The organism is Mycoplasma sp. 4013 (assembly GCF_054353875.1).
In genome coordinates this window covers 10,718-37,626 of the sequence record NZ_JBTHHK010000006.1, presented here as the reverse complement: position 1 = coordinate 37,626, position 26,909 = coordinate 10,718, and the positions used below count along the sequence as shown (strand labels likewise).

The 26,909-nt window shown below is 28.2% G+C and carries 22 protein-coding genes; 11 read left to right on the top strand and 11 right to left on the bottom strand.

Going from position 1 to position 26,909, the window contains the following annotated elements; genetic code table 4:
* The first annotated feature begins 4 nt into the window (after nt 1–4).
* The 8 genes from ACXYRO_RS02660 to ACXYRO_RS02625 are packed head-to-tail and all read left to right on the top strand — an operon-like array spanning nt 5 to nt 5,719.
* Entirely contained in the window at nt 5–544 is a 540-nt protein-coding gene (locus ACXYRO_RS02660; protein ID WP_435128789.1) for a tRNA (cytidine(34)-2'-O)-methyltransferase, read from the top strand.
* The gene (locus tag ACXYRO_RS02655; protein WP_458598043.1) at nt 531–1,247 is read left to right on the top strand and encodes a TrmH family RNA methyltransferase; all 717 of its coding nucleotides are present in this window, start codon (nt 531–533) and stop codon (nt 1,245–1,247) included. Before ACXYRO_RS02660 ends, ACXYRO_RS02655 begins: the two co-directional genes overlap by 14 nt.
* A complete protein-coding gene (locus ACXYRO_RS02650; RefSeq protein WP_435128783.1) occupies nt 1,247–1,534 on the top strand; it encodes a hypothetical protein in 288 nt (95 codons plus the stop codon). Before ACXYRO_RS02655 ends, ACXYRO_RS02650 begins: the two co-directional genes overlap by 1 nt.
* On the top strand, nt 1,521–2,372 hold the full coding sequence (ylqF, locus tag ACXYRO_RS02645; RefSeq protein WP_435128780.1) for a ribosome biogenesis GTPase YlqF: 852 nt from the start codon (nt 1,521–1,523) through the stop codon (nt 2,370–2,372). Before ACXYRO_RS02650 ends, ylqF begins: the two co-directional genes overlap by 14 nt.
* On the top strand, nt 2,365–2,751 hold the full coding sequence (locus ACXYRO_RS02640; protein WP_458614225.1) for a YigZ family protein: 387 nt from the start codon (nt 2,365–2,367) through the stop codon (nt 2,749–2,751). Before ylqF ends, ACXYRO_RS02640 begins: the two co-directional genes overlap by 8 nt.
* Nucleotides 2,739–4,103 (top strand): M17 family metallopeptidase, encoded by a 1,365-nt coding sequence (locus tag ACXYRO_RS02635; protein WP_458614224.1) that lies wholly within the window; start codon nt 2,739–2,741, stop codon nt 4,101–4,103. The genes ACXYRO_RS02640 and ACXYRO_RS02635 overlap by 13 nt, the downstream gene beginning before the upstream one ends.
* A gap of 6 nt (nt 4,104–4,109) precedes the next feature.
* Nucleotides 4,110–4,445, top strand: coding sequence for a hypothetical protein (locus tag ACXYRO_RS02630; RefSeq protein ID WP_458598052.1), 336 nt, complete (start codon nt 4,110–4,112; stop codon nt 4,443–4,445).
* Nucleotides 4,418–5,719 carry a hypothetical protein gene (locus ACXYRO_RS02625; protein ID WP_458614223.1) on the top strand — a complete coding sequence of 434 codons (1,302 nt, stop codon included), beginning with the start codon at nt 4,418–4,420 and terminating at the stop codon, nt 5,717–5,719. Before ACXYRO_RS02630 ends, ACXYRO_RS02625 begins: the two co-directional genes overlap by 28 nt.
* Before the next feature lies 1 nt (nt 5,720).
* Here ACXYRO_RS02625 and ACXYRO_RS02620 read toward each other — a convergent pair whose 3' ends face one another.
* Genes ACXYRO_RS02620 through ACXYRO_RS02595 form a run of 6 tightly spaced genes read right to left on the bottom strand, consistent with a single transcriptional unit; the run spans nt 5,721 to nt 11,748 of the window.
* On the bottom strand, nt 5,721–6,086 hold the full coding sequence (locus ACXYRO_RS02620) for a DNA cytosine methyltransferase (protein ID WP_458607411.1): 366 nt from the start codon (nt 6,084–6,086) through the stop codon (nt 5,721–5,723).
* Between the two features lie 32 nt (nt 6,087–6,118).
* Nucleotides 6,119–6,712, bottom strand: coding sequence for a DNA cytosine methyltransferase (locus ACXYRO_RS02615; protein WP_458607396.1), 594 nt, complete (start codon nt 6,710–6,712; stop codon nt 6,119–6,121).
* Nucleotides 6,713–6,716: 4 nt separating this feature from the next.
* Nucleotides 6,717–7,805 carry a DNA (cytosine-5-)-methyltransferase gene (dcm, locus tag ACXYRO_RS02610; RefSeq protein WP_458598058.1) on the bottom strand — a complete coding sequence of 363 codons (1,089 nt, stop codon included), beginning with the start codon at nt 7,803–7,805 and terminating at the stop codon, nt 6,717–6,719.
* A gap of 16 nt (nt 7,806–7,821) precedes the next feature.
* The gene (locus ACXYRO_RS02605) at nt 7,822–9,969 is read right to left on the bottom strand and encodes a helix-hairpin-helix domain-containing protein (RefSeq protein ID WP_458607394.1); all 2,148 of its coding nucleotides are present in this window, start codon (nt 9,967–9,969) and stop codon (nt 7,822–7,824) included.
* A complete protein-coding gene (locus ACXYRO_RS02600) occupies nt 9,950–10,648 on the bottom strand; it encodes an NERD domain-containing protein (RefSeq protein WP_458607393.1) in 699 nt (232 codons plus the stop codon). The genes ACXYRO_RS02605 and ACXYRO_RS02600 overlap by 20 nt, the downstream gene beginning before the upstream one ends.
* A 23-nt stretch (nt 10,649–10,671) precedes the next feature.
* Entirely contained in the window at nt 10,672–11,748 is a 1,077-nt protein-coding gene (locus ACXYRO_RS02595; protein WP_458614222.1) for an aquaporin, read from the bottom strand.
* A gap of 242 nt (nt 11,749–11,990) precedes the next feature.
* Here ACXYRO_RS02595 and ACXYRO_RS02590 point away from each other — a divergent pair, with 242 nt between their 5' ends.
* Nucleotides 11,991–12,728: a DNA-processing protein DprA gene (locus ACXYRO_RS02590; RefSeq protein WP_458598066.1), complete on the top strand. Its 738-nt coding sequence runs from the start codon at nt 11,991–11,993 to the stop codon at nt 12,726–12,728.
* 25 nt (nt 12,729–12,753) lie between these two features.
* Here ACXYRO_RS02590 and rpmA read toward each other — a convergent pair whose 3' ends face one another.
* The 4 genes from rpmA to ACXYRO_RS02570 form a co-directional block, all read right to left on the bottom strand.
* A complete protein-coding gene (gene rpmA / locus ACXYRO_RS02585; protein WP_458607391.1) occupies nt 12,754–13,017 on the bottom strand; it encodes a 50S ribosomal protein L27 in 264 nt (87 codons plus the stop codon).
* A gap of 6 nt (nt 13,018–13,023) precedes the next feature.
* A complete protein-coding gene (gene rplU / locus ACXYRO_RS02580; protein WP_435129922.1) occupies nt 13,024–13,323 on the bottom strand; it encodes a 50S ribosomal protein L21 in 300 nt (99 codons plus the stop codon).
* A 112-nt stretch (nt 13,324–13,435) separates the two neighbouring features.
* Nucleotides 13,436–13,681 carry a hypothetical protein gene (locus ACXYRO_RS02575; RefSeq protein ID WP_435129919.1) on the bottom strand — a complete coding sequence of 82 codons (246 nt, stop codon included), beginning with the start codon at nt 13,679–13,681 and terminating at the stop codon, nt 13,436–13,438.
* A gap of 58 nt (nt 13,682–13,739) precedes the next feature.
* Nucleotides 13,740–15,047, bottom strand: a complete 1,308-nt coding sequence (locus tag ACXYRO_RS02570; protein WP_458607390.1) for a YitT family protein — start codon at nt 15,045–15,047, stop codon at nt 13,740–13,742.
* 673 nt (nt 15,048–15,720) lie between these two features.
* Here ACXYRO_RS02570 and ACXYRO_RS02565 point away from each other — a divergent pair.
* On the top strand, nt 15,721–19,596 hold the full coding sequence (locus ACXYRO_RS02565; RefSeq protein WP_458614221.1) for a hypothetical protein: 3,876 nt from the start codon (nt 15,721–15,723) through the stop codon (nt 19,594–19,596).
* Between the two features lie 63 nt (nt 19,597–19,659).
* Here ACXYRO_RS02565 and ACXYRO_RS02560 read toward each other — a convergent pair whose 3' ends face one another.
* Complete coding sequence (locus ACXYRO_RS02560) at nt 19,660–22,356, bottom strand: HsdM family class I SAM-dependent methyltransferase (protein WP_458614220.1); 2,697 nt, start codon at nt 22,354–22,356, stop codon at nt 19,660–19,662.
* 613 nt (nt 22,357–22,969) lie between these two features.
* Between ACXYRO_RS02560 and ACXYRO_RS02555 the strand changes: the two genes are divergently transcribed.
* Complete coding sequence (locus tag ACXYRO_RS02555; protein WP_458614219.1) at nt 22,970–26,782, top strand: Ig-like domain-containing protein; 3,813 nt, start codon at nt 22,970–22,972, stop codon at nt 26,780–26,782.
* The last annotated feature ends 127 nt before the right edge of the window (nt 26,783–26,909 follow it).

Genomic DNA, 26,909 nt, shown 5'->3' with positions numbered 1-26,909 from the left:
AAAAATGTTAAATATTGTTTTATACCAACCGGAAATATGTCCTAATACAGGAAATATTATCAGAACTTGTTATGCTATCGGGGCTAAATTGCATATTATTAAGCCGATATCCTTTGATTTGCACCCAAAATGACTCAGACGTTATGGTGCTGGTAGAATGCTTTCTGATATACCTCATGAAGTTCATTTTAGCTATAAAGATTTTGCTAAAAAATACACAGATAAAAAAATTTTTTATGTAACTAGATATGGTTTAAAAAGTTATACAGACATTGATTATAAAAGAGTTTATGATGAAGAAAATGAAGTTTGATTAATGTTTGGAAGAGAATCGACAGGCATTGATAAACATATTTTAGCATCCCATTTAGATGACTGCATACGTATTCCGATGGTTTCAGCAATGCGTTCGATAAATTTAGCAAATAGTGTTTGTATTTTAGGTTTTGAAGTAATGCGACAACTTAATTTTCAAAATTTATCAAGATACGAAGTAGAAAAGGGAAAGGATTTTTTATTACAATTTCAAGATGTTAACAAGTAGGGCAAACGAGAAAATCAAGTTCTTAAAGAAATTACAGTTAAAAAAGTATCGTGAGAAAGAACAGAAATTTCTTATATATGGACAACATTTAATAGAGGAAGCATTAAAAAAAGATATAGTAATTGAAATATTTGAAACACCATCACAACAACTTTATCCCAAATCTACATTAATATCCGAATCCTTAATAGAATATTTATCAGAAACAAAATCCCCATCAAAATGCCTTGCATTATGTGATAAAAGTAAACTTAAAAATCAAAGATCAAATAAAATAGTGGCATTAAATAACTTACAAGACCCTGGAAATGTAGGAACAATAATAAGACTCGCTAAGTCATTTGATTTTGATACAGTTATTGTTGAAAATCTAGATGTATATTCGGATAAAGTAATTCGTTCAAGTCAGGGTGCAATATTTGATGTTAATGTTATCACTACAAATAATTTGTATCAATATTTAATAAGCATAAAAAATAACTTTTTTATCTATACTACAGCATTAAATAACAAAGCAGTGTCACTAAATAATGTTAATTTTAGAGAGAAAAACATCATAATAGTTTTTGGTAACGAAGGGCAAGGTATTTCAAATGAAATTCTAAAATTATCAAATCACAATATTTATATACCGATTTCTTTTGAAAGTTTAAATGTTGCAACTGCAGCAGCAATAATAATGAATAAAGTAAGGAACGGATAATGAAAATAAATGATATATTAAAAAAAATTTATGAAAAAATTGATGGTTCAACCGTGAATATCACCTTAGAAGGATATAGTCCTGAACAAGTAAATAAAATTTTTTCAGAAATTATTGACGAACTATTAATTGCAAGCAGTAAAATAGAGCAAAAAGATCAAGAAATAAATACATTAAATGATGAAATAAAAAAACTACAAAAGCAATTAAGCGAAAGTGATTATGAAAAGAACAGACTAACAAATAAGCTGAGTTTATATAAAAAGGACGAAAATGATCGAAAATAAAAATGAATTTGAACAACTAATCCAATGATATCCTGGACATATGGCAAAGGGTTTTAGACAAATAAAAGAAAATTCAAAATTGGCAGATATATTTATTGTGGTTTTAGATGCAAGATGTCCAATAAGTTCATATAATGAAGATTTTGATCAAATTTCACCACAAAAACCAAGACTTTTTATTATCACAAAAAGCGACTTAATGGATGTAAGCAAAAAACAACAAATACAAAAAAGATTTGCTAATGAACAACTTTTATGACTTGATTTGAGGAATAAGAGATCAAAAAATATAATTTTAAATAAACTAAAACAGATGAACAAGGAACGGATGGCAAAAGATAAAACCAAAGGAATTATTCAAACAAAAATTAAGTCTTTTGTTGTAGGAATACCTAATTGTGGAAAGAGTACATTGATTAATTTAGTTTCATCAAAAGCGACATTAAAAGTTGCTAATTTCCCTGGAGTTACCAGAGAACAAAAATGAGTAGTAAATAATGAATTTTTGTTTTTAGATACACCAGGGATATTATTACCAAGGTTTAATGATCAAGAAACAGCTGTTAAATTACTCACTATAGGTTCAATAAAATTAGAAAATTTCCCCATAGCGAGCGTTGCTAACAAAATATGAGCACTATTATCTAAATATTATCCACAAAAATTAATCGAAATAGGTATGCAACCACAAGAAGATGTTAGCAAAATTTATAATCTGTTTTATGATTATGCTCAAAAATTTAATATCTATAAAGAAAAAGGTAAAATTGATTTACCAAAAGCACAAAATCATTTTGTACAATGGGTAAAAAAATTAAAAGGTGTTACATTTGATTAATTTTGTCAAAGAATCATATTTTATAAAAAAATCTGAATTTATAGGATATGTATTTTCGATAAAATCTAAAAGACAAATACCAGAATATTTAGATTTTGTTAAAAACCAACACAAAAAAGCTCGTCATACAGTATATGCTTATATAACTTCGCAAAACGGTGTTCAATCAGCAGGTTATAACGATGATGGAGAACCAAAAAATACTGCTGGAAAACCTATTTATCAACTGTTACAGCTTATGAAGCTTGAAAATATTTTAGTTGTTGTTGTAAGATATTTTGGTGGTATAAAATTAGGTGTGGGTGGTTTAATTAGAGCCTATAGACAAGCAAGCTTATTAGCAATAGATAAATTTAAGGAGAAAAAATGATTAAATTAACCAAACAAAGAGATGATTCTTTATTGTTAAAACCAGCATTCGAAGGAATGGATTTTCCTGATTATGTAGGTGAGAAAGAGTTTTGTGTAACTAACAATCACGCTACAAAAGAAGCATATGTATATATTAAGAAAGAAGATCAAAATATTTTTTCTTTAAAAGAGTGAATTAAAAACTTTGCAAGCAATTTAAATTTTGATTATCAAATTGATTTAGAGGCATTTGCATCACTTTTTAACAAAGAACAGTTACTTCGTTTATTTGTTTTTGGGATATATTTTGCAAAAGCAAAATTATTCCAAAAACACTATGAGCAAGAAGAAAAAGTTGAAAAAAACATCGTGATTTTAGATGTAGATTTAGATGAGAAAACATTTGAAATATTTAATAACTTCAAAATAGTTGCTAAAGCAGTTTCAGATGTCCGAAATCTACAAATTACACCAGAAAACTTCCTAAATTCTGAGCAATTAGCCGCACATATTGCAAGTGACTTTAGCGGAATAGAAAATTTAGAAGTTAAAATTTTAACTAAAAAAGAAATACAAGAACTAAATATGGGACTTATTTTATCCGTAAATCAAGGAAGCACCCACGAACCAAGAGTTGTTATTGTTAAATATTTAGCAAATCCAGAAAGCCGGGAAATCACATCTGTTGTAGGTAAAGGAATCACATTTGATACAGGTGGAGTTAATACAAAAGGATATCATATGAACGGAATGAAATATGATATGTCAGGTTCAGTTATAGTTGCATATGCTGTGAAAGCACTTGCTCAATTGAAAGCTAAGGTTAATGCATATGCTGTTATGTGTATTACAGACAACAGACTTGATGGCGATGCATCACTACCAGAAAATGTTTATCAATCGATGGCTGGTAAATGAGTTGAAGTTGTTGATACTGATGCAGAGGGTCGTTTAGTGCTTGCTGATGGGATTTTTTATGCAGCTGAAAAATTAAATTCTACTACGATTATCGATGTAGCAACATTAACTGGAACAATTTTGACAGCATTATCAAATGTTTATACCGGGATATGATCTACATGTGATAAAAAATGAGATGTATTTAGTGAATCAGCCAAAAAAGCACAAGAAAAAGTATGAAGAATGCCGTTTCACAAAGACTTTGATACAGGAAATAAAGGTTCAAAAGTTGCTGATCTAGCAAATTGATCAAGCAAGGTTCGTTCTGATTCAAATCAAGCTGCATTATTTCTAAAAGAGTTTACAAAAGGAGTGGATTTTATTCATTGTGATGTTGCTGGAACAGCAGATAAAAATGGTATACCACAAGGAGAATTGGTAGCAACATTGGTTGAAGCTATATTAAGGTTGCAGAAGTAGGGAATTTTGGTTGATAATTCACATGGGTATAAAAATGAATCGTTAATTGTTGAATTAATAAATGGTAAGAGAATAAAAGATCTTAGTATTGTATTTAAACATTTTATAGAGGATATTTGTCTGGATAACAATTTAAAATGCGATTCAAATACAAAAGTTTTTGCTAGGCTCGCTGAAAAAGAAAAAGATAATCAATCTGGTAAAAAAGTAAATACAAAAATTGATATATTTATATATATTGATAGCAGAAAATTTTCTATAAGCACAAAAATAGGTTCAGCAATAGTATACATCAAGAATCAGTTGGTAGTTTTGTGAAATGAATCCAAACATCTTCTTTAAAAATTATTCCAGGTTTTTCTGTTAATGACATTAAATTGTTAATATGAGGTGATGGAACATTGGATGGTTCATCAAAGATTGAATATGATTCACACGGAAATGTTAAGGGAAGATTCACAACAAAGGAATTTAAGAAATTATTCCCTGAGAAACATCTGCTTATATGTAAGTTTTTTGATAATAATAAATCAATGCTCATAAATAGAGCATTATTTACAGGAAAAACAAGCACACAGGTAGATTATGTGTATCATGGTAATTTTATGTCAGGTTATTGAGCGAGTAGAGATGATATTTTAAAATACAATCTTAATAATCCCTTATATACTAGTACATTTAATATAGCTCGTTTGTCTTTTCAAACCTATAATGCATATAAGAAAGGAACAATAGCTGGGTCAAAAAAGAGAGGGCAAATACAGTTTAAGTATTCAACGATGCTTTCTGATATACAGGATATAATGTTGCAGCGAAAAAACAGTATTGGAAAACTTGGTGGTGATATAGAAGAATTTAATTTTGTAAAATATATGAATCATCACAAAGAAAATTCCTATTGAAAAATTCTTAGATTTCATCTGAATCTTCGTGATGATAAGGAATATTATATTATTAATATCGTAGAGAATAAGTACTCAAATTTAGCCAACAAAAAAGTAAAATGTAAGAGTGATTGCTATATTATAGAAACCCAAAAAACATTAGATAGAGACTTTTTGTTATTAAATCAATATATCTTGACCGAAAAGAATCTCAAATATGTAAGTGATTATAAAATAGTCCAAAATTCTGGTATATCAATTAAGATGAAAACATCTAAAAATTTTACATATTCAAAATTAAGTATCAAGACTTTTATAAAAACATTTTCCGATTATATTGAAAATGTTACTTTTTATGCAACTATACTTCTGCTTTACACAACCGAAAAAGAAAAACAAAGAAACAGTAAAATTTTAAACGATCTAATAGTTGATAGAACAGAATTTGATTTGTTTATATTGAAAAGATATAATATTAAAAGTATAAACGATGTGAATCAGTTAGTTAAGTTAAAAAATGAAGCAAAGAAAGAAATTAATAACATTATCTTGAATAATAAAAAAATATATGATGGAATTTTTTATGGTAAGGGATGATTCGAGGAACCTTTTTGTAGTAGTTTCACATTTATAGATAGTAAGTTGCTACCTATAGATATTTATCCATACAGAATAGATAATGGTTCAGGAAGAAGTAGAGGGATTTACACAATAATATTTAAACCCCATTAACTTATTTATTTGTCTTATCTATAAATAAGTTTTTTTGAATATTTCTTTGCAAAGTTAAGATTAAATTTCTAGCTATTAATTCAACTACAGGAATTACAATAGAATTCCCAATTTGCATATAACTTCTATTATAGTTTTCTCGTATTATATAACCATCAGGAAAACCCATTAATTTTAAACACTCTCTAATAGAAAATTTTCTCATATATTTATATATAACAGGAACATTATTACCCCCCGTCCCCATTTTTGCAGTTAAACAAGGAGAGATACCATTTCTACTTAAAGAAACTTTTGATGGACGAATGTTATTTGCTATTATTGGTTCATCATTCAATGTGGAGTTTTTAAATTTAAATTCTTCTATATGTTTATTTATGTTGTTTATTGCAATTTTACTTATGTTTTTTTTGTATTTTTAGTTTCAATTATATCTTTGAGTGTGTTTTTTAATTTCTGTTTATTCGGAAATATAGAATCAAATGTGTCTATATTTATACTTTTATGAATTCCGACACAATATCATCTGTTTCGGTTTTGCGGAATATTATAATCTTTTGCATTCAATAACTTTCAACTTACATTATACCCCAATTCATTAAGAGTTTCTAGTATTACTTTTAGTGTATTACCGTTGTCATGATTTACTAAACCAGGAACATTTTCTAATATAAAAGAAATGGGTTGTTTATCCCTTAAAATCCTTGCAATTTGAAAAAACAGTATACCTCTGTCATCATCAAAGCCCAATCTCTTACCTGCTGTAGAAAAAGGTTGACAAGGAAAACCGGCACATAATATTTGGTGTTCCGGTATATCATTAGAATTTATTTTAAATATATCACCAGCAGGAAATTCGCCAAAATTATTTTGATAAGTATCAGAAGCATATTTATCAATTTCTGATGAAAACACACATTTTGCACCTACATTTTCTAGTGCTATTCGAAAACCACCTATACCAGCAAATAAATCAATAAATTTAAACTCCATAAAATTATTTTATCATATCTTTTATAAGGTTAAATATTGATGTTATAACAGGTGGGGAAACTGCATTTCCAGATTGTTTATAAAGTTGTGTATCACTAATGTTAATAGATTTTATGTTATCAACAAAAGGTTTGTTAAATCCTTGTACATAGAAGTTTTCAGAAGGTGTAAGTTTTCTAATATAATATTTATTTTTTTTCTTTATTAATATTTTTGTTGTATCTGATCTTGCTAATAATGTAGGTGAAATACCATTTGGATGATGTATTCTTCTTTGTCTTTCATGATCATTATAAATATCCTTTGGCAGTTGAAAAAGTCTTATGATTTTTTGTTCTTTGGAAACATCACAATAATCGATTCTTAGGCTATTTAAAAATTTATCTAATTTTTCTGATTTAATAAAATATTTTTCATCTACATCTTTCTCTAGAACATCTGATAAAACTATAAACTTATCAGATGTCTTGATATTTTTAAAGAAATTAAAACTTCTAAACTTATTATTCTTGTTTAGTTCTTGCTTGATAAAATCAACTTTTTTATTTTTATCATTTATATATTTTTGGCTTTTATAATCTAATATTCCAATAATGTAAGTTCTATTGCGATTCTGTGGGACTTGAAAATTTGCTGAATTTAAAATGCTAAAATCAATCGTATATCCAATTTCGTTAAGAATTTTTAGAATTGATAATATAGTTTGTCCGTGATTGTGCGAAACTATATTCTCGACATTTTCTAACAAAATAACTTTAGGTAGTTTTTTCTTGATTATTCTTACTACTTCAAAAAATAGAGTTCCCCTTTTAGTATTAAATCCTTGTCTTTTTCCAGCAATACTAAAAGATTGACAAGGAAAACCAGCAATTAAAATATCGTGATTAGGGACATCTTCTTCATTTATTTTTGTAATATCTCCTACAATATTAGCATCTATAAAATTTGATAGGTAAGACTTTGTTGCAAATTTATCTATTTCTGAAGCAAAAACAAACTCTGCATTTATTTCAGAGTTCAAAATACCAACTTCAAAACCACCTATGCCAGAGAACAAACTAGCAATTTTATAAGTCTTATCTTTATGCTTCATATTATCCTTGATATAGTTATTTATCTATAATCTTTCCACTAATACGATGTCTTTTTTCATCTATTTCGACTATTTCTGTGTCTACTATCATTCCTACATAAAATTGCTCATAGATTGAGCTACCTAGTAAATTAGCATCTTTTTTTGGAACAAAAAGATGTTTTTTAAGTCCAATATAAATAAATAAACCAAAATCAGTTACATTTTCAACTGTACCTTTTAATTTATTACCTGGGTTCAATTCTCATTCATCTAGATAAAAATCTTTTACCAAAAAACCAGTTTTATCTTTATCAAAATTCTTTATCGGATTAGATAAAGCATCCAGAATCAGTTTAATATCATATTCGTTTGAATTAAATTCATCAATAAGTTGTTCAATATTTAAATGTGAAACATCTATTCCTTTTTCGTTTGGTATTAGATTGTATTTGTTAATAATTTTATTTGCTAAATCATATGATTCAGGGTGGATGAAGGTTTTGTCTAAAAAGTTATCTGAATTAAAGATTCTCAAAAAACCTATACACTGTTGATAAGTTTTTTCACCCAATCCTTTGATAGATAGCAGTTGCTTGCGATTTGTAAATACACCATTATTTCTACGATGTTCAAGTATTTTTTCAACATTTGCTTTGTTTAAGCCTGAAACATAAGACAAAATTGATTTTGTTGCTGAGTTTAAGTCCACTCCAGTTTCATTTACTACCTTATTTACCTTGTGATTTAGTGATTCTTCGAGTTCTTTTTGGTTTACATCATGTTGATATTGCCCCACACCAATTGATTTAGGATCGATTTTTACTAGTTCATTTAGTGGGTCTAAGAATTTACGTCCGATATTGATCGCACTACGCTCTTCAACGGATAAGTTAGGAAATTCTTCTTGGGCTACTTTTGATGCAGAATAAACACTAGCTCCAACCTCTGAAACCACAGTTCATTTAACTTTAATTTTTCTTTTTTTGATAAATTCAGCGATAAATCTCTCTGTTTCTTGTGAAGCTGTTCCGTTTCCTATAACGACTATATCTATTTGTGGAAACTGAGCAAATAATTCTTTTAATTTACCAGTAGCACTCGGTTGATTATTGTTTTCTTTACTATAAAACCTTGTAAAAGAAGGAAAAATTTTATCTACTTTTAAAACATCTCCGTTTGGATTTAAAACAGCAATTTTGCAACCATTTTTATAACCAGGATCGATTGATAAAACTGTATGTCCGTATGTTGCAGGAGCAGTTAGAAGTTTTTCAACTGAGTTAGCAAAAATCTGAATTGCTTTATGTTGTGCTATTTCAAAAAGTTCATTAAATATTTCTGTTTCAATCGAAGTTAAAATAAGTCGTTTTAAAGCATCCTGTAATGGTAAAAGTAGTTTTTTTTCGTTAATTTTATGTTTATCAACTATCCTTAAAATACCATTTATAATAGGTTCTTTTTTATATTCAAAGTTTTTAGTTATGATTTTTAGCTTGCTTGCTCGATTAATTGCAAGTATGTTATAGTTTTTAACATCTCTAATGTGTCGATCAAATTTATAATAACTTAAAAACTTATTTTCAGGGTCTTCTACACTTTTGTTTCGTTTAGTTTTTAAATGAGCATTCTTAATGATATATTTTTTAACAAAATCTCTAACTTTAACATCTTGAGATATATTTTGAGCAATAATGAAATTAGCCTGTTCAATAGCAAAATCTATTGATGTAATCTTATCATTTAAATATTTTGAGGCCTCATTGTGGATGTTAAATTTAGGATTTTTATTATTTAAAATACTATCTGCAAGTGGTTTTAAACCCAATGAAATAGCTTGACTGGCTTTTGTAATTTTACCAACTTTAAAGGGTTCATAGATTGCTTCTAACTCGCTTTTTGTTTGTGCTTTAAAAATCGCATTTTTGATTTCATTTGTTAGCAAATCTTTTTCTTTAAGTATTTCAATGATACTTTCTTTGCGTATTTCAAGTTCAACATTATACTTATATTCTTTTTCTATTTCAAAAATTTGTTCTTCATTTAAACCCTTTGTTTCATCTTGACGGTATCTAGAAATAAAAGGGATTGTATTTCCTTCTTGCAGCATCGATAAAACTTTGTTTACTTGAAATGTTGTGATTCTTAGTTTTTCTGATAATAAATTAATTACTTTTTGATTCATATGCTTCCTTTTGAATAAGTTTCTTAAAGTCCTTTTTTTCTTTATTTGTTTTTGCTTTCATCGCATTTAATTGTGTTTTAACATCATCTTTATTTATAATTGGTATTTGTTTTTTAGCAAAATCATCAAGCATTGAAATTGTTTCATTAATTTTATCATCCGTTATAAATATAATATGAGATTCTAAATCATTTATCTGTATATCCGAAATATACGGAACAATAATTAAATATGCATATGGAACATTTTTACCAATAATCTTGAAGGTATGATTAAGATTTCTTTGTGCTTGTAAGATAGGGTTATTTACAAAATTTGGTTTTTTGTGATTTTTGTTATATATTTTAAGTTTATCATCAGTTCATAAACCTACTATTTCTCCTTGATATAACTTAATTTCGCATATGACTAAAAAAGAATCAGAAATTAAATATCCATCTGTTTCGAATGCTTTTTGTTGATAATAAAAAATTCCACCATTTACATATTCAAAACTCTTTTTAACTAATGCTTTTTTGATTGCTTGCGAAATTTTTTGTTCATATATATGTCCTTTTTTATTGCTTTTGTAATCGTATTTGTATTTTCATATCAAATATCAAATCACAAGGGTTATAAAAAGTAAAGTAAAAAAACTAATAAAAAAGATGGTTAAAATTAAGTGTGTTTTTCAATCCATATTACTCCGATTAAAAAATTGAACTATTTATGTTCAATTTTACCATTTTGGTTTGATTCTTCACATTTTTCCATACATTCTGCTTTTTTATTTTTAAAACCAATAATTTTTAGCACACAAGGATTAAATCATCGAGCAGTCAATCCTTGCATAAACATATAGAATGCAGGAGCAAATAAACCACCTAACATCATTGAAATTGTTGCAGAAATTACTGAATTTCGATAAACAGATACTACTGCAGCAGAAACAGAATTTGTTGCATCTTTGATAACATCATAGCCTTGCAAGGTGTTTTTAATTTGTAAGTATCCATCTGAAGCGATGTTGTTTTCAAAAGCAAGAACAGGTAATTGTTGTGCTAAACCACGAAATGGATTAATGGCTACCGAACCAGCTAAAAGTCCCATTCATACAGTAAGAGAAAAAATAAACATTATTAAGATATCACGGTATTTATCATTTATATTAGGCGAAAAAATAGGAAAAAGCAAGATTGCAGTCATAATTAGTTCAATAAAAAATATTCATATCGAACCACTTAGCATTGCATAATTAGGTGTTCAGTCTCCACGGAAAAAGTAATATGCTTTTTTGGTAGCAGTTATTGTATTTCAAGGTTGATTAGATAAATAACCAATATGATGTGCTGCGGTTGCTTTACCAACAGCAAAAATAATAGCACCAGCAACTATTGCTGCAAGCATTTGCATAAATATTTTATATGATACATATCAACCTGTTTGACTACCACACAGATATCGATACATTGACACAGCAGGATTTAGGTCACTACTTCATCTGTTGAAAATAAATAAAACTAAACCAACGGCTATAAACCCCACATAAAAACCGACTACAATTGGATGTAATAAAAAGTTTTCTATTGTTAAAGGAGAACCTTGTCCTTTTACAACAGTTATATTAGTAGATAAACCCGCAAGCAGTAATGTTAATAATAATGTTCCAAAAAACTCTGAAAAACCATGAATAATTCAAGATTTTATATCTTTGGGACGCTCTGCAGATGTTCTGTTTTTTCTTCTTAGTTTAAAAAAACTAAAAACACTTGGTTTTGGTGAATTACAAGTTTTATCCATTATGTTTCCGTTCTTAATTTTGATTTAGTTTTTATTTCAAACATTATTTTATTTCTATTAATTATATAAATAATATAAATGGTGATTAAACATAAATAATAATGTTATTTATTTAATGATTATTATATACCTTTTTATACAAAAATAATATAAAATAATGTGTAGTCATATAAATTCATTTCCTTTTTTGGTTCATTTACAGTTTATTTTGTAAAAAAATAAATAATAAAAACGGAGAAATGATGAAAGATGTAATTTTATATTTTAGTACAAAATTTAAAGGCGACCAATATCAAATTTATAAACACATTCAAAATGGTAGTCAGATTCCTAATAAAGAAATAGAAAATATTAAAAACAACCTAAGAAATTTAGGTATCGAATATAAAACAATTATCGAAAACAACTATCCTAAGGAGTTATATGAAATAAATGAATGTGTTTTTGCTATTTATTATCGTGGTAATTATGATTTAGTTGCTGCAAAAGAAAAATTTTATATTATTAATGAACTTTGAGACACTTATAATTGGAGCATAATAAACAAAAACCTTGATGTACTAGTAAAAGAAGTTGTATTGATAACCAATGATTACAAAAAGACCGAAAGTGAATTTGTAAATTTATTTCGATCTAAAGGAGGTAAAATCATACATTTAGCCAAGGAAGGTCTTGATAGTTATGATTATCGTGGAATGAATTTAGATAATGAACTTGTTATAAGTCAATATCCACCTGATACACATCCACAGATTAAATACTTTAAACAAAGTAATTTTATTGCAGCAACACTAGCAAAATGTTTGTTATCCTTGTCACTAAAAAAAGAATCTAAGTCAAATAATTTAATATCAGCATTTTTAAACTTAGGCAAAGAAATATTTTGCTTTCCAGGTTCTGATATTGATGATGGTAATAACCAACTTATTGCATCGGGTGCTAATCTGATTTGATCAATATCAAAGGTACTGAATATTTAAAAGAAGAGCGAATGCCCTTCTTTTGTTAATTTAATTTTCTTTCAGGGTATACTGAAACAAATTTTCTGTTTCTTCTGCTTTCGTATTTTATATAACCATCAATTAAAGTAAATAAAGTATCATCGCCACCACGCCCCACATTATTACCTGCATGGATTTTGGTTCCACGTTGTCTATAAATAATTGATCCAGCAGTAGCGAATTGTCCGTCACCTAATTTAGCACCTAAACGTTTTGAGTGTGAATCACGACCATTACGTGTAGATCCACCTGCTTTTGTCTTTGCCATTTCTTATTATCCTTGAATAGACACTATCTTAACACGTGTATATGGTTGACGGTGTCCAAGCTTTCTTTTGTGTGTTGATTTTGCATTGTGACGATATACTATAATTTTCTTTGCTTTACCTTGTTTTTCAATTGTTCCGGTTACAAAAGCATCTTTTAAATAAGGAGTACCAATCTTGGTATCTACAAGTAAAACCTTATCAAATTTTACTTCACTACCCTCTTCTCCATCGATTTTTTCGATAAAAATGGTTTGTCCTTCTTTAACTAAAATTTGTTTTCCACCTGTTTCAATAATTGCTAACATGCAATCCTCCAAAAAGTGGCTCGTCTTTGAGGTGAGCTATGCTACTTAAACCTTTTCAGAACGGTTACTCATGGTAACTAATTTATTATACCAAAAAGAGTTTATATCCAAATTAAAAGATAATATAGTTTGTTTTAGAATTTGTTGTTGAACTTTTCTCATTATGACTTCATTTGTAAGTTGTTGTTTTATCTTTTATTTCACCATTTGCTGAAAATGCTGTTCTAAACAAACCAACTATTGAAGCAAGTGATGAAGCTAACAAAGGAATACCAGTGAGTAAACTTAAAAAAGCAAAACCTGGTTTAATCTTGTTAAGTTGTCTTCCTTTAATTTCTTGTAGTTGATTAAGTCTCATTTATACCTCCACTTTTATTATTAATAAAAATAAAATTAGCACTAAAATTGCACTAATTTTAATGTTCGACAAATTCGGTATTAAAGTTTCCGACAACTTGTTTTACCCTTGAAATTGATATTCAAATGTTTGGATCAATTAATTTTAAATCAGAAATTATGTTAGGTGTTTCTAAAATAAGCATAACTGTTGAAATTTTTGTTGCTTGTTTACCTGTATATCCTGATTTATAAGATTCAATTCGATATGAATGTCAGTAGTTTATTAGACGAAAGTAAGCTAATACTTTTTCAGGATTACAACTGATAATAGTGACATCAACTTTTTTATATTTTGGATAAAGAATATCAATAAAAACATTAACAATTAAAATATATAAAAATGTTGTTAATTCACGGATACCAAAATAAATTCGATGTGGACCACTCCCATTAACACTATTTTTATTGTTAAAAATTTCTTTGAGTTTATTTATATCTCAACTACCATTTATAAATGCATTATCCTTGTATACAGGCATATTTGCAATATTTGTAATAACCCTCCCTTCGTTATCTAATGGATTGGGATATAAATAGTTAGGTTTTAAAAAAGCAAAGATGATTAAAAATGTAATAGCAGTAGCAACTCCGATAATTGATAACACATGGCCTACATTTTTCTTTGATTTAACCGAAAAATAATAAGCAATAATATCAGTTCCACCGGTCGATCCACCCGATCTTCAAGAAATCGAGATACCTAAAGCAATAAATAATGCACCAATAAAAGAATAAACGATATTACTTCAGTTGCTTGTAGGTTCATTTCTTTCAGTAAATGTAATAAATTCCTGTAAGCCGACAGATATTACAGGGGTAGTAAAGAAAAGGTTAGTTAATATCTGAAATAACATAAACGTTAGGGTTAAAAAGATAAAACTTTTTTTAATCTTTCATCCAAAAATTAAAAATAAAGGGATATTGAATGCTAAATATAACAAAGCAAAATAAGGTTCTACAGCAGGTACTGCATATTGAATTAATGTAGGTATTCCAGTTACACCTGAAGGGATAGTTTCTGCTCGTTTTAAGAAGATTTGAATTCCTGCATTAAACAATAAAGAAGCAATAAATATAAAGATTATCTTATTTCAGTATCTTTTGAACAATCTTTTAAAATTTAATCCATGATCTTTAGAATTTAAAAGATATACACCCATCTTGTATTTAAGATGATGTGTGTTATTTTCAATGTTTTCTAAATCGATATTATTGTTTAATTTTTTGTCTACTATATTAGCAACTTTATGCTCATCTAATGCTTTATTTATGTGAAACTCACAGCAATTATTATCATTTGAATTAGTATTATCTAAAGAAGTCATATTGATATAATTTTATTCTTTTTTAATAAAAAAGAAATTTATTGTATTTTCAAAAATAACTATGTAACGGGAAAATAAAGTTATATTTCCACAAAAACTTTATCATTTATGAATCAAAATATAAAAAAGGGAGAGTGTTGTCCGACACTCCCGAGCTGCAGATAATCACTTTTATTCTGGCACAGCATGAACTTAGCTAAGGTTCATTTTAAATACTGGGTTTTCACCAAGCACCTTGACTTTGGTCAATATACTCTTTTCGGATTCTGGGTGCTACTAACACACGGAGTTTTTATACTGCTATTCACATAGCGATCAACCGAAAACCTATGTTTGGTAACGTTTGATTGCAACCACCACAGTTGTCAACAAACACACAGGCAAACTTGTGTTATCCGTTAAAGTAATTAAAAACAGTTTCAACCACCTACTTTTGTTAATACGATAACTCAGACGGTGTTCCAACCGTAAGTAGGTGTGCATTAAATCCAAGCAAGATTCACTCTGCCACCTTTTTTAATATTTTATCACTTTGTGTACGAGAAGTAAGAAAATAATTTCATTTTTATTTAAAAAAATAACACAGGAAATTCTCAAAATTTGATACAATTATTCTACATTTAAAAAATTAATATTAATACAATCATATATATATATATATATGGAGGACCTTATGAAAGACAAGAAAAAGAAAAATAAATTAGCAATGTTTTTAGTTTCTTCAGCAGTTTTTGCATCTGCAGTTACTGCTGCAGTTATTGCTGCTGTGTATGCACCTAGATCATCTGAACTAACTTCAGAAGAGAAAGCAAAGGAAACTGAAATAAATCCCAAACCACCTAAACAAGAAAAACCAATTGATGTTGTTCCTGTTGCGCCGGTAGAAAGAAAAGAACAATATTTAAAAGATATCAATGCTATTAAAAATACTGTAAATACCAAGAGATTTTCAAAAACATCTTATTTTGACTATAAAAGCAATGAATTGTTAGACGACTTACGTAGTTTAAATACGGTTAATAAGAAAGCAAACCCAAGCGAAATGGATGCTAACAAGATGTCAATTCTTTTTGAAAAAGCATGATCATTAATCAAAGTTTCTGATGCGATTGAATCGTTATTTAACAAGGTTGCAAAATCTAACTTCATTGATGAAATTAAAAAAACTTTTTATTTAGATGAATATCAAAATTTATTATGAAAAGTTCAAAAACAACAAACAGATGAAGCGAAAATAAATGATGATCGCTTTAAACAAAATGAAGCATATGCTGCATCTATTGATGATTCAGATAAACCGAATAGTTTAGTTAAGCAACTTCAATTATTAAAGGTTAGATCAGATTATCAAAAGAATTTTGAAACTATAGATTATTTACAAAGATTAATATCACTTGTAAAAGATAAAAAAGAAGCAAATGCAGATTCTCAGCCACAATTACAAAAAGAGTTAAATGCTATTAAAATCTCATTAGACACTGCACTATCAGATAACCCTGATGCAAATGTAAATGATAAACTTGAAAGTCTAAAAACAAAAGTATTAGGTAAATTAAAAACTGAGAATACAGATGAAAATCAAAGAGGTCAGTTACTTTTAGATGCTCAAAAGGATTCATTAATTCAATTAACTAAACAGTCAGAAGATTTAGATAAGTTTGATAATCAAATTAAAAATGCAAAAACACAAGCAGAGTTAGATAAAGTAAAAAATGATCTTGATAAAGCACTTGATTTATTGTGAGTTAATACACATACACTTGCTATTTCACAAAGATTAGATAATTTTAAAGTTAAATTTGACCAAGCAGGTGAAAAAATCATTACTATAGAAAATAAACGTTTATTTAACGGAAACTATTTAGATCAAAGGGTTACTCAGATTCAATATGATTCAATAATGAATGAAAATCCAGAACTTCAAAAAGAATCATTTATCAAATCTGTTAAAATGTTCCGTAATAAAGTTGCTGAATTAAAAGCGTTGATTGCTAAAATAGATTCAAGCAATACGGTGCAAAAAACATATTCTGATAATTTAAGTCAAATAATAAGCGATGAAAATAAAACACTTTATGATATTAATCTGCTTGAAGAACAAGTTAATGCAACACTAAAAAAACAAGACTTTGTTAAGCAAGAAGTTGATTTATTAAATAAAAATACAGAAGTTCCATCAAATGTTAAAAGTGCATTCATTGATTTATTGAATGCTTCTGTAAATGATTCATTATTAAAATTAGATCAAATTAAATGACTTTTTGAATTATATATATCTACTTTAAATATTAAAAAGGCCGCATTAGATGAAATAAATAAAATCGCTGATGATGCTAAAAAGCAAGAACTTTTAAAAGCATTTAATGAAATAATTTCACCTATTTTAGATAAAACCGATGCAACTTCTGCAGATATTAGTAAGTCTGTTACTGATATACTTGAGAAAATTGCGACAAAAGCAAAAGAATATAGTGAAACAATAGAAAAAGTACAAAAAGACAAAAATGAAGATGAACTCAAGAATTTTAAATTTGACCAAATCGATAATCGTGCTAAATTTTTACAATTATTAACTAAGGCACAAACTGCAAATAATGCTGTTGCAAAAAGAAAAGCAATTAACGAGGTTGAATTAGGTTATGTAAAGAGCATTCAAGATATAATTAATGAAGCACAAAAGCAAAAACAAACTAATTTCAATAATGTAACCAAAGATGGTGATAAAGAAATAGCTGATATTAATACTATCTATGCAAACCTTAAAACAGTTGAATCAAGCATTGTTGAAGATACCACAACTGAAAAAATAATTAAAGTTTTAGAAGATGCTAATGCAGCAGATATCGCTACCTTAAAAGCAACCGTTGGAGCTTTAACAAGTGATCAATCAACTAAATTTGATAATGAACTTGAAGAAGCCAAAAAAGCCACATCAAATACAGATAAACTTAAAAAATTACAAGAGTTGAAAACAAAATTATTTGAAGCGAAAAATAAAGCAGTGGATGCAGATCAAAGTCTGATTCCAGATTTAATTGAAAAATTAACCGTTCAAAAAACCAGGGACACATTTAAAGAATATTATCAAAAAAATAAAGCAACAATGACTAGTGCTCAATTGGTTAATTATTTTCTATATGGTAATCCAACAAACGAATCTGATAATACTAAACAAGGTATATTAACACAATTAAATTCAGAGTTAAATTCCGAATTAGTTATTCAGTATAAAAATAAATTTGATTTAGATAAAATGTTAGTTGATTCAAATCCACAGAAAAAAGAATCATTTGATACAGTTTCAACCGAATTTTCTAAGGCATTAACAAATAATGTTATTGATTTATCAAGGGCAGTAGATACTGTTAAAGCAGCAAAAACTTTTGTTGGTAAATTAATAGCTGATGCATATGATTTATGAACAAAAACATTGTTTATTAGTCAAGAAGATGGGGTTAATGGAATTGGAACTACTAAATTTAGACAAATTATTCGCGATGCTGAGGGTTCAGAGGAAAAACTTAAAAAAGCAATTGGTATCGGTAATCAATTGCTAGAAAAATTTAGATTTGCAGTTGTAATGGATTTAAGAAAACTTTCTGATGTAGATCAGAGAAAAGCACATTTAATTGAATTTCTTCAAGGAAAAGATTCAGATCATGTGCCAGATTCTGTAAGAACTTATAAAGCACTATCAATATTTATTAATGCAATTGTAGATACACAGAAATTAATAGATCAAATTAAAGACCAAAATAATAAATCTCAATTGCAAGAAGAATTACGTGTTGCAACAGATGCTTCAAAAGTAAACGAAGTAAAAGTTAAAGTTCAAAAAGCATTAGATGAACAAAATAAACAAGATGCTGAAATTGATAAAAGAGATTTTGATGCTAAAAAACCTAAAATTGCTTCATTAGCAGCAACAATAACAAATACTGATGCAAAAACTAAGCTAACCAAACAAGTTAATGATTCTACTAATCTGCAAGAGTTGAATATCGCGGAAAAAGCAGTTAATGATCAACTTGCTAATGAAAAGACAGCGAAAGATTTAGCTGATTTAAAAGCAGAAGTTCAAACATTAATTAATAAGCTTTCAGAAGCAGACAAACCAACATATCAAGCAAAATTAGATAAACCAGAAAATAATAATACCAAAGCACTTACTGCTTTAAAAAACGAAGTAGAAGTAAAACTTGATCAAAAAAATAAACCGACTCAATCAAAACCAACAGATTCACAAATAACTTCTGAGCAAAAACAAACTCCACAACCACAAGAAGAAACAAAAAATCCAAATAACCAACAAGCAAACACAGAGCAAAACCCTCAAACAAAAGCAAACGATCAATCAAAACAAGATAAACCAAAAACAAATGAAAGCACAACAACTAATACAGAAACTAAAACACCTACAAATTCTAGGAATAGCAAATCAAAAACAACAGCCGCAATAATAGCAGCAGTAGTTTCTTCTGTAATCGCACTTATAACTCTACTTTCATTTGGTTGATATTTAAAGAAAAAGAAAAATAATAAAGCATAAAATATAGCACCAATGGTGCTATATTTTATTCTATATACTAATTATAGTGTTGACAAACCGATCCTACTTCTTAAAAATCAAATCCTTTTGCATAAATACATTATTTTTGAAATTATACTCACTGATTTTTGCATATGTAATTTTGAAACCATCTAATAAAACATTCATATCATAGATAATATTGTTAGTATTATTATAAATATAGTTATAAAAATTATCTCTGATTTTCTTATCTGTAATTCTTATTACATATATAGCAGCGGACACAAAATAATTATCATCTGCGATAGCTATTTTTTTAGCATTCGGTAGGCTTGAAAAGACAATATCACCTTTTAAAGCAACTTTTGATGATTTTTTATTTTTATTATTTTTATGTTTAATTTTACCATTTTGGATATCTGATATTTCTAAGTATTTATAATTTACATTTTTATCATAAACAGGATTAATTGCATCAGCGATATCGTTGATACTGATATAACCAGTTTTCGGTTTGTTAAATCTTGGATAAATAATACGTTTTTGATCTTTATCTAACAACAACATCTGATTAATATTTTTAATAAAAGTAAACTTATTTAACTTACTTGTAGTATTTCTGGTAAGAAATTCTTTAACAATTGGAGCATAATTTTGCTTTAAATTATCATTTAGTAGGGTTATTCCTAGTTTATTTCGATTAGTGCTAAATTCATAACCTAAAAATTCTTTTTCGGCATTATTGCTACCAAACAAAGTTTTAGGCGAGTTAATAACTAATATATTATAATTTAACTCTACCTTTTCTTGTTTTTGCATAAACAAGATAATTGGAGATGTTGTAGTACCACTAAAAGTTATATCAGCTGATTCAAAAATTGCTCTAATCTTAAAGTGTGTTAAAACAAATTCGCGTGCTGTTGCATATTGTGCGGCTGTTAAAAAAGATCTAGGTAGAATTATAGCTGCATAAGCATCATCTTTAAGCAACTGATAAGTTCTTTCAATGAATAATACTTCTATTTCACTACTTTTAGCATCCAAGGTTTTCAGTAAACTAAAATCTTCACTAGATACATTGTTTTTTAAAACATTTTTTAAAAAACCGGCAACAGAAAAAGGAGGATTTGCGATAACAAAATCAAAAATAGGATTGAAAGTTTTCTCGGTGTATAAAGGACTATTAATAAATTCAATAGAATTAAATTTATTAATTCCATCCGCATTAATAATTTGTGCTTCACCATCCCCATTTAAAAATGTAGATATTTTAGATGTCTTTGCCAATCGATAATCTTTTTCTATCCCAATAACATGCTCATTTGCTCAACTAAACGGGTTAACTTGATAACTTTGAATCAGTTTATTTATAGCAGATGTATAATTTGGTTGAAGTTTTTGGATAACATTTTCGATATAATCCATATACGAAACCAAAAAGTGTCCACTTCCACTAGCGTAATCAATCATTTTAGGAATAAAATCTATATTTCTTTGTTCTAACTTAGATTTAATAATTGTTTCAATAGGTAGGGAGTTAACCATAAATTCTACTATCGGCATTGGAGTAAAGAATTGTCCAGATTCTTGTTTTCAAGATGTGTTAAGAAGTTCTTCGAAAAAGTCCCCTAAAAATTGGTGTTTGTTGTTGTATTTAAATTTATATGATTGCAGTAATAAAACCATTTCTTTTAAAACACCGTTGTTTTCGATAAATGTTTTATCATCAAAAACTTCAATGAAGGAAAAAGCATTATTTTTCTTTAATCGCAAATCATCTATAACTTGACGGAGTTTTTGTTTATTATCATTATTTTCAATGATTGATTCAATTTCCGAATCAGAGTAGTCAATAATTTGTTTTTTCATACAATAATTCATACCATTTTTGTATAAATCATTTAATCTTTTAAGAAAACTTAAATCATTATCAATATTATTGATGAATTGAAATTGCATCCCATTAATTTTTTGTCCATCTATTTCAAAATTACTATCTTCTAAAATTTCATCATATACTTTTGTAATAAAAATATTAATCATCTTATCAAATGCATTAGATTTATCAGAAACACTATTTTGTCTAAGAATGCTTAAAAACTGGTTAAAAATAAGTTTCATCGCATCAGAATCTATTTTTTTTAATTGATGATATTTAATTACTTGAAATTCTGCTTCAAAGAGATTGTTATTGAAAACAAAATTACTTATATCTCATTGTTTGTTTCATATTTCATACATTGATTCAGTTGATTCTGCTTTTGTTAAAATATCGTTTATAAAAATATTAAAAAATTGGTGACTTTGATTTATAAAGTTATAGGTGTAGTAACTGCCAACCTTGATGTTTTTATCTTGAAAAAGATAACTAAATATTTGCATAGTATGCTTAGCAGATTTATGATTGATATATTTATGGATTGAGTTTATATCTTTAACTTCAAAAATATAATAAGGTTTTGCATCTTTTAATACAACTACATCTGCAAAACCGGATGTATTGTGTCCAAGTTTTCAACTTTTTTCTAAATATATTTGTGATTTTTTATAACCTTTTTCTAACAGTGAAGCAACTAACATTAAAACTGATCAATTTTCATTTTTGCTTAAATCAAAAATCCTTTGGTGACCAAAGTTTTTAAAGTTTTCTATACATCATTTTTGATTATTTAAATCTATTTTAATAATAGCATTCTTGATTCTGATTGTTATAATACCTTCTTCTTTTGAAAATAAAGGAAAATTCTTTAATAAAGTGTTTAAGTATATAGTATCCATAAGTATCTTTCTAATTATATATGATTTTGATATGAGAGTGTAAAAAGGTAAAAAAAGAGACTTATGTCTCTGAATTATTATGTGAAAGGAGGGTTATCTCAAGCAGTAAGACTTATAAGTCTTTCATTCTTGTCTTAAACAAGGTTCTTAATAATAATATCATAGTTTTGTAAAAAACCAAGAAAAATATAATCTTTCTCTTAAATACCAAATATAAGGTATTAGGAAAAAGAATTTGATCGTTTCTTTTAGTGAGTTGGTGCGGCCGAAAAAATGTAGCCTTAATCACAAATAAAATAGTTTACTAAACCACTAACATTTAAATATTTTCGTTTCTTTATATTGAAATTATCTCTATTGTTGTTGAGTATAATATAAATAAATATAAATTTTATGTATATTTAAACAACCTAATAATGAAAAATAAAGAAAATTTTGCAGTTTTATCTTTTAAAATTACCTAAAAACAAAAAAAAAAAAAAAACAATTCAAAAATTTAAATAAAATTAAAAGTGTTTTATTTGATTATTTTAAATATAAAACATATTTTCTAGTAAATAGTATATTTAGATGATTTGATAAATCATCTAACTTTATAATAAGAAAGGGAAAAATGAGAAAAAGAAATAAATTACTTACATCTCTTTTATTTATATCTGCTTCTACAACAGCGATAGCAGTAAGTTGTGGCAGTCAAACACCTGCTGCTAAACCGGAAACACCAGGAAAAGAAACACCACCAAGTGAGCAAACTAAACCAGGTAATCAAATCCCACCTGATGAAGGAAGCAAACCTAGCGATGGAACACCAAAACCAGGTGGTGAAACAACCAATCCTGGAGAAGAAACTAAACCAGGACAAGGAAATGGTTCACAAACACAAAATCCAGGTGGTTCTGGCGAAAGAGGTAATAAACCTAGTGATGGTTCAGGGACAGGTACTACAACACCAGAAGACGGAACAAAGTCTGGCTCAGGAAACCCAGATGGTTCAGGAACAAATCGAACACAGGAACCAGTTGTTCCTAAAAAAGAAGCTGCTAGTGTTGTAGCAATCGATGCAAACAATTTATACAGTCAAGTGAACAAAGAACTTTCATTACCATATACAGTGCAAGCATACTATAGTGATGGAACAACTAAGGAAGTTCCTGTTTCATGAGAAATATCAAAAATTAAAAAGGAAACTCCTGCTGTTTATCAAATTACTGGAACAGTTGCAGGTAAGCAATTTGTAAAAGAATATGAAGTATATAATGAAAGTGCTTTTCAGATAGAAAATCCTTATATTACAGTATATGAGAATGATAAAGTAACCTTACCTGAAACAGTTAAAGTCATCTCTAAATTTGGTACATTTAATGAACCTGTTGTATGAAATGAGCATTCATCAGTTTCAACAGCAAAAGGTACACAGCAAGATATCACAATCCAAGGACATCTAAAAGACTATACTAATAGACCCGTAACAGCATACTTAAAAGTTGTAGATAATAACTATACAACTAATACATCTACTAACATTGTAGATACTAATGCATCTGATGTCAATCATGCAACAGCGACTGTTAAACCTGCTAAAACTGGTTCTGGCGATGCTATTACCAATATAGTTGATGGAACTTGAAATAGTAGTGAAAATAGATTTACCAACTATGCAGGAGATCGTCAAGCAGATGCTAAGACAGGACAAATAACAATTGATTTAAAAACCAAACAAGATATTGCAGGTGTTAAGTTATTTATGTTTGCTGATTTTAATACAGGTAATAACGGACCAAAATACTTATATATTTCCACATCAGAAGATGGACAAACATTCCATCGGGTATTTAATCAAAGTAAAAGTGATAACTTCGCATTAAATACATCTGCTAATATACAAGATGCTAATAATAGCAACAACTATGTAATAACTTTTGAAAAAGTTAATGCACAATATATTCGTTTTGATTATGAAAACTATCCACGCGATGATACCCATAATTATGTTTTTGGTTTAAGAGAAGTGTTTGTATATGGTGCTACCAAAGCACAAGGACACAGAGAAAAGGATAGTAGTAACTCACTTGATTCTATTGTTGTTAATGGACATGGTATAACAACAGATACATCCACATTATTTTCACCTGACAAACTTGATTATAACGGAACCAGTAGTCCTAGTGATAATTTCCCAACCGAAGTAGATTTTAACTTACCACAACCAAGTCGTGCAAGGGTGCAAACCTTTAGCATCCAAATTGATGCAAATACCAAAAAATGATATGCATTAGTTTGATCAGAAACAGGACAAGTTAAAACATATACTTATACTCATAGATTACTTACCAATACCAAAAAACTTACCACTGTTGCTTTCTCAGTTCCAGACATTACCATTGGACAAGCACAACCTGTTATATTTAATTTAATCGCAAATGATAACACTAAGATAGAGCCAAAAGACCTAGATAAAAATGGAATTGAATTTCACTTAGTAAATAATCAAAATCCAAATATATACTTTAGTTATCAAAGTGGTAATTTTATCGGTCGTCACTTTACTAATGCTCAACAAGTCGTGATGAAAGTAACATATCAAGGAATTTCATATACATCTGCACCTGTAAGTATCAATGTCTTAGAATCACCTACTTCTCCTTTCTCATTTAGAATGGATGAATTAGCAGTTGCTAAAACTCAAACCTTAGATGTTTTAAAAGGTGATAATATAACATTACCTAAATACATCGAAGCAATTTATCCAGGAGATAAATATGCTAGATATGTTGATGTAACATGAAATAATGTTCCAACAACAGCAAATAATGTTGGATTCTTTACTTATAGTGGAACCGCAACATATCGAAACTTAACTAGAACTGTATCAGCAGTTGTAGCTGTGCATGATATTAAAAGTGTTTCAGATATTCATATTTCAACTTTAAGTGGATACGCACCTGATTTACCTAATACTGTTACTGTATTTGATGATTTAGGTAGAGCATATACAAGGGCTGTTATATTCCCTACATTATCCGATGATGAACTTAATTCAACTGATGTTGTGATGAAAGAAGCAAGTGTTGCTGGAACAAACTTAAAAGCAAAATTATATGTTGCCAAAGTAGCTCGAAGTGCAAACACCACAGCTTCTGTTGTTTCTCAAAAACCATCAACTACACAAGAACAAACTTCTGCATTATTCCCTGCTGCATTTGCTTCATCTACTATGACTGCAAGTACATCACAAGATAGTAGTGCTGTCACATATTCTGTAGATTCATTAAATGATGGAACTGCTGCAACAAATACGACAACTCCTGTTTGAAGTAATAAATATACTGAAGCAGAAAGCACACCAAAAACACAAGCTGCTAGTTCTGCAGGGAGTTCAGATTCTGGTTCTGGTAAGTCCAATACAGAACATACAGCATCACAAACAGTATCTGACACTACAGATAATCAAGAAGGAAAACAACAAGTTGGAAATTCAAGCGGTTCAACAGTAGCATCTGTTGCGAAAGCAGAAGAATCTAAAACAGTAAAGCAAAGCGAAACACATACAGATACAATAAATACTGCTAATGATAACTATGTTGGAGTTGCTTTTGGGGATTCTACATCTAAGTCTGTTAAAATAGATCGAGTTAAAGTATGATTTGCAGCAGCTGATGATGCTAAGAAAGTAGGTATTCCTACAACTGTTAGTGTGGAATATTTATCATCAGCAGTCACTGGATTAACCGATTCTACAAAAACTCAATTATCTAATCTAAATGATAGTTCATCAACTGCAACAAACTTAAAAACTGGTACCTGAACCCACATAACCTTGAAAAACCAAAGCACTACTATTAAATCAAATGATTATACTGAGTTAATCTTTGCTAAACCAGTTGATGCATATGCAGTAAGAATTAAATTTAGCATCCCAACCAATAAAAATTCAGTGCAAATTAAAGAGTTTCAAGTTCTTGCTCCAAATACAAATGTTTCAAAACAAAGTAGTTTTGAAACAACTGTAAAATATGATCAAAATAACTATCCAGGATTTAATGAAAAAGCAGATATTACAACTTATACTTTAGGACCAGATCAAAGTTTGGATAAATTACATATTTCTGCTACAAATAATGCTAATATCTTTACAACCTTACAAGATGAAACTTTAATAGTTACTGTTTCATCAGAAGATGCAAGTAATTTTAAAACATTTGTATTTAAAACTACATCTGCTGATGCACTAGCAGAACGAAGATCAAAAGTAGTTGATAAAGTTTGATACTTACTAAACAACTTTATTAGCAAAAACTACACCCTTACCAAAGGAAGTGCAGTATATGCACAAGCGTATAAGGTTTGAGGCATGACTAAAACAGCATCAGTTACTGATTTAGAAAAAGCTTGAAATCAATTAGAAACATTAATGAAACAAGATTAATTATTAATATTTACATCGCATTGTAAACAATGCGATGTTTTTGTATATTTTTGTTGATATATTATATCTATATTTACTGTTAAAAAGTAGGAAAATGAAAAATAAAGAAAATTTTGCATTTTTATAT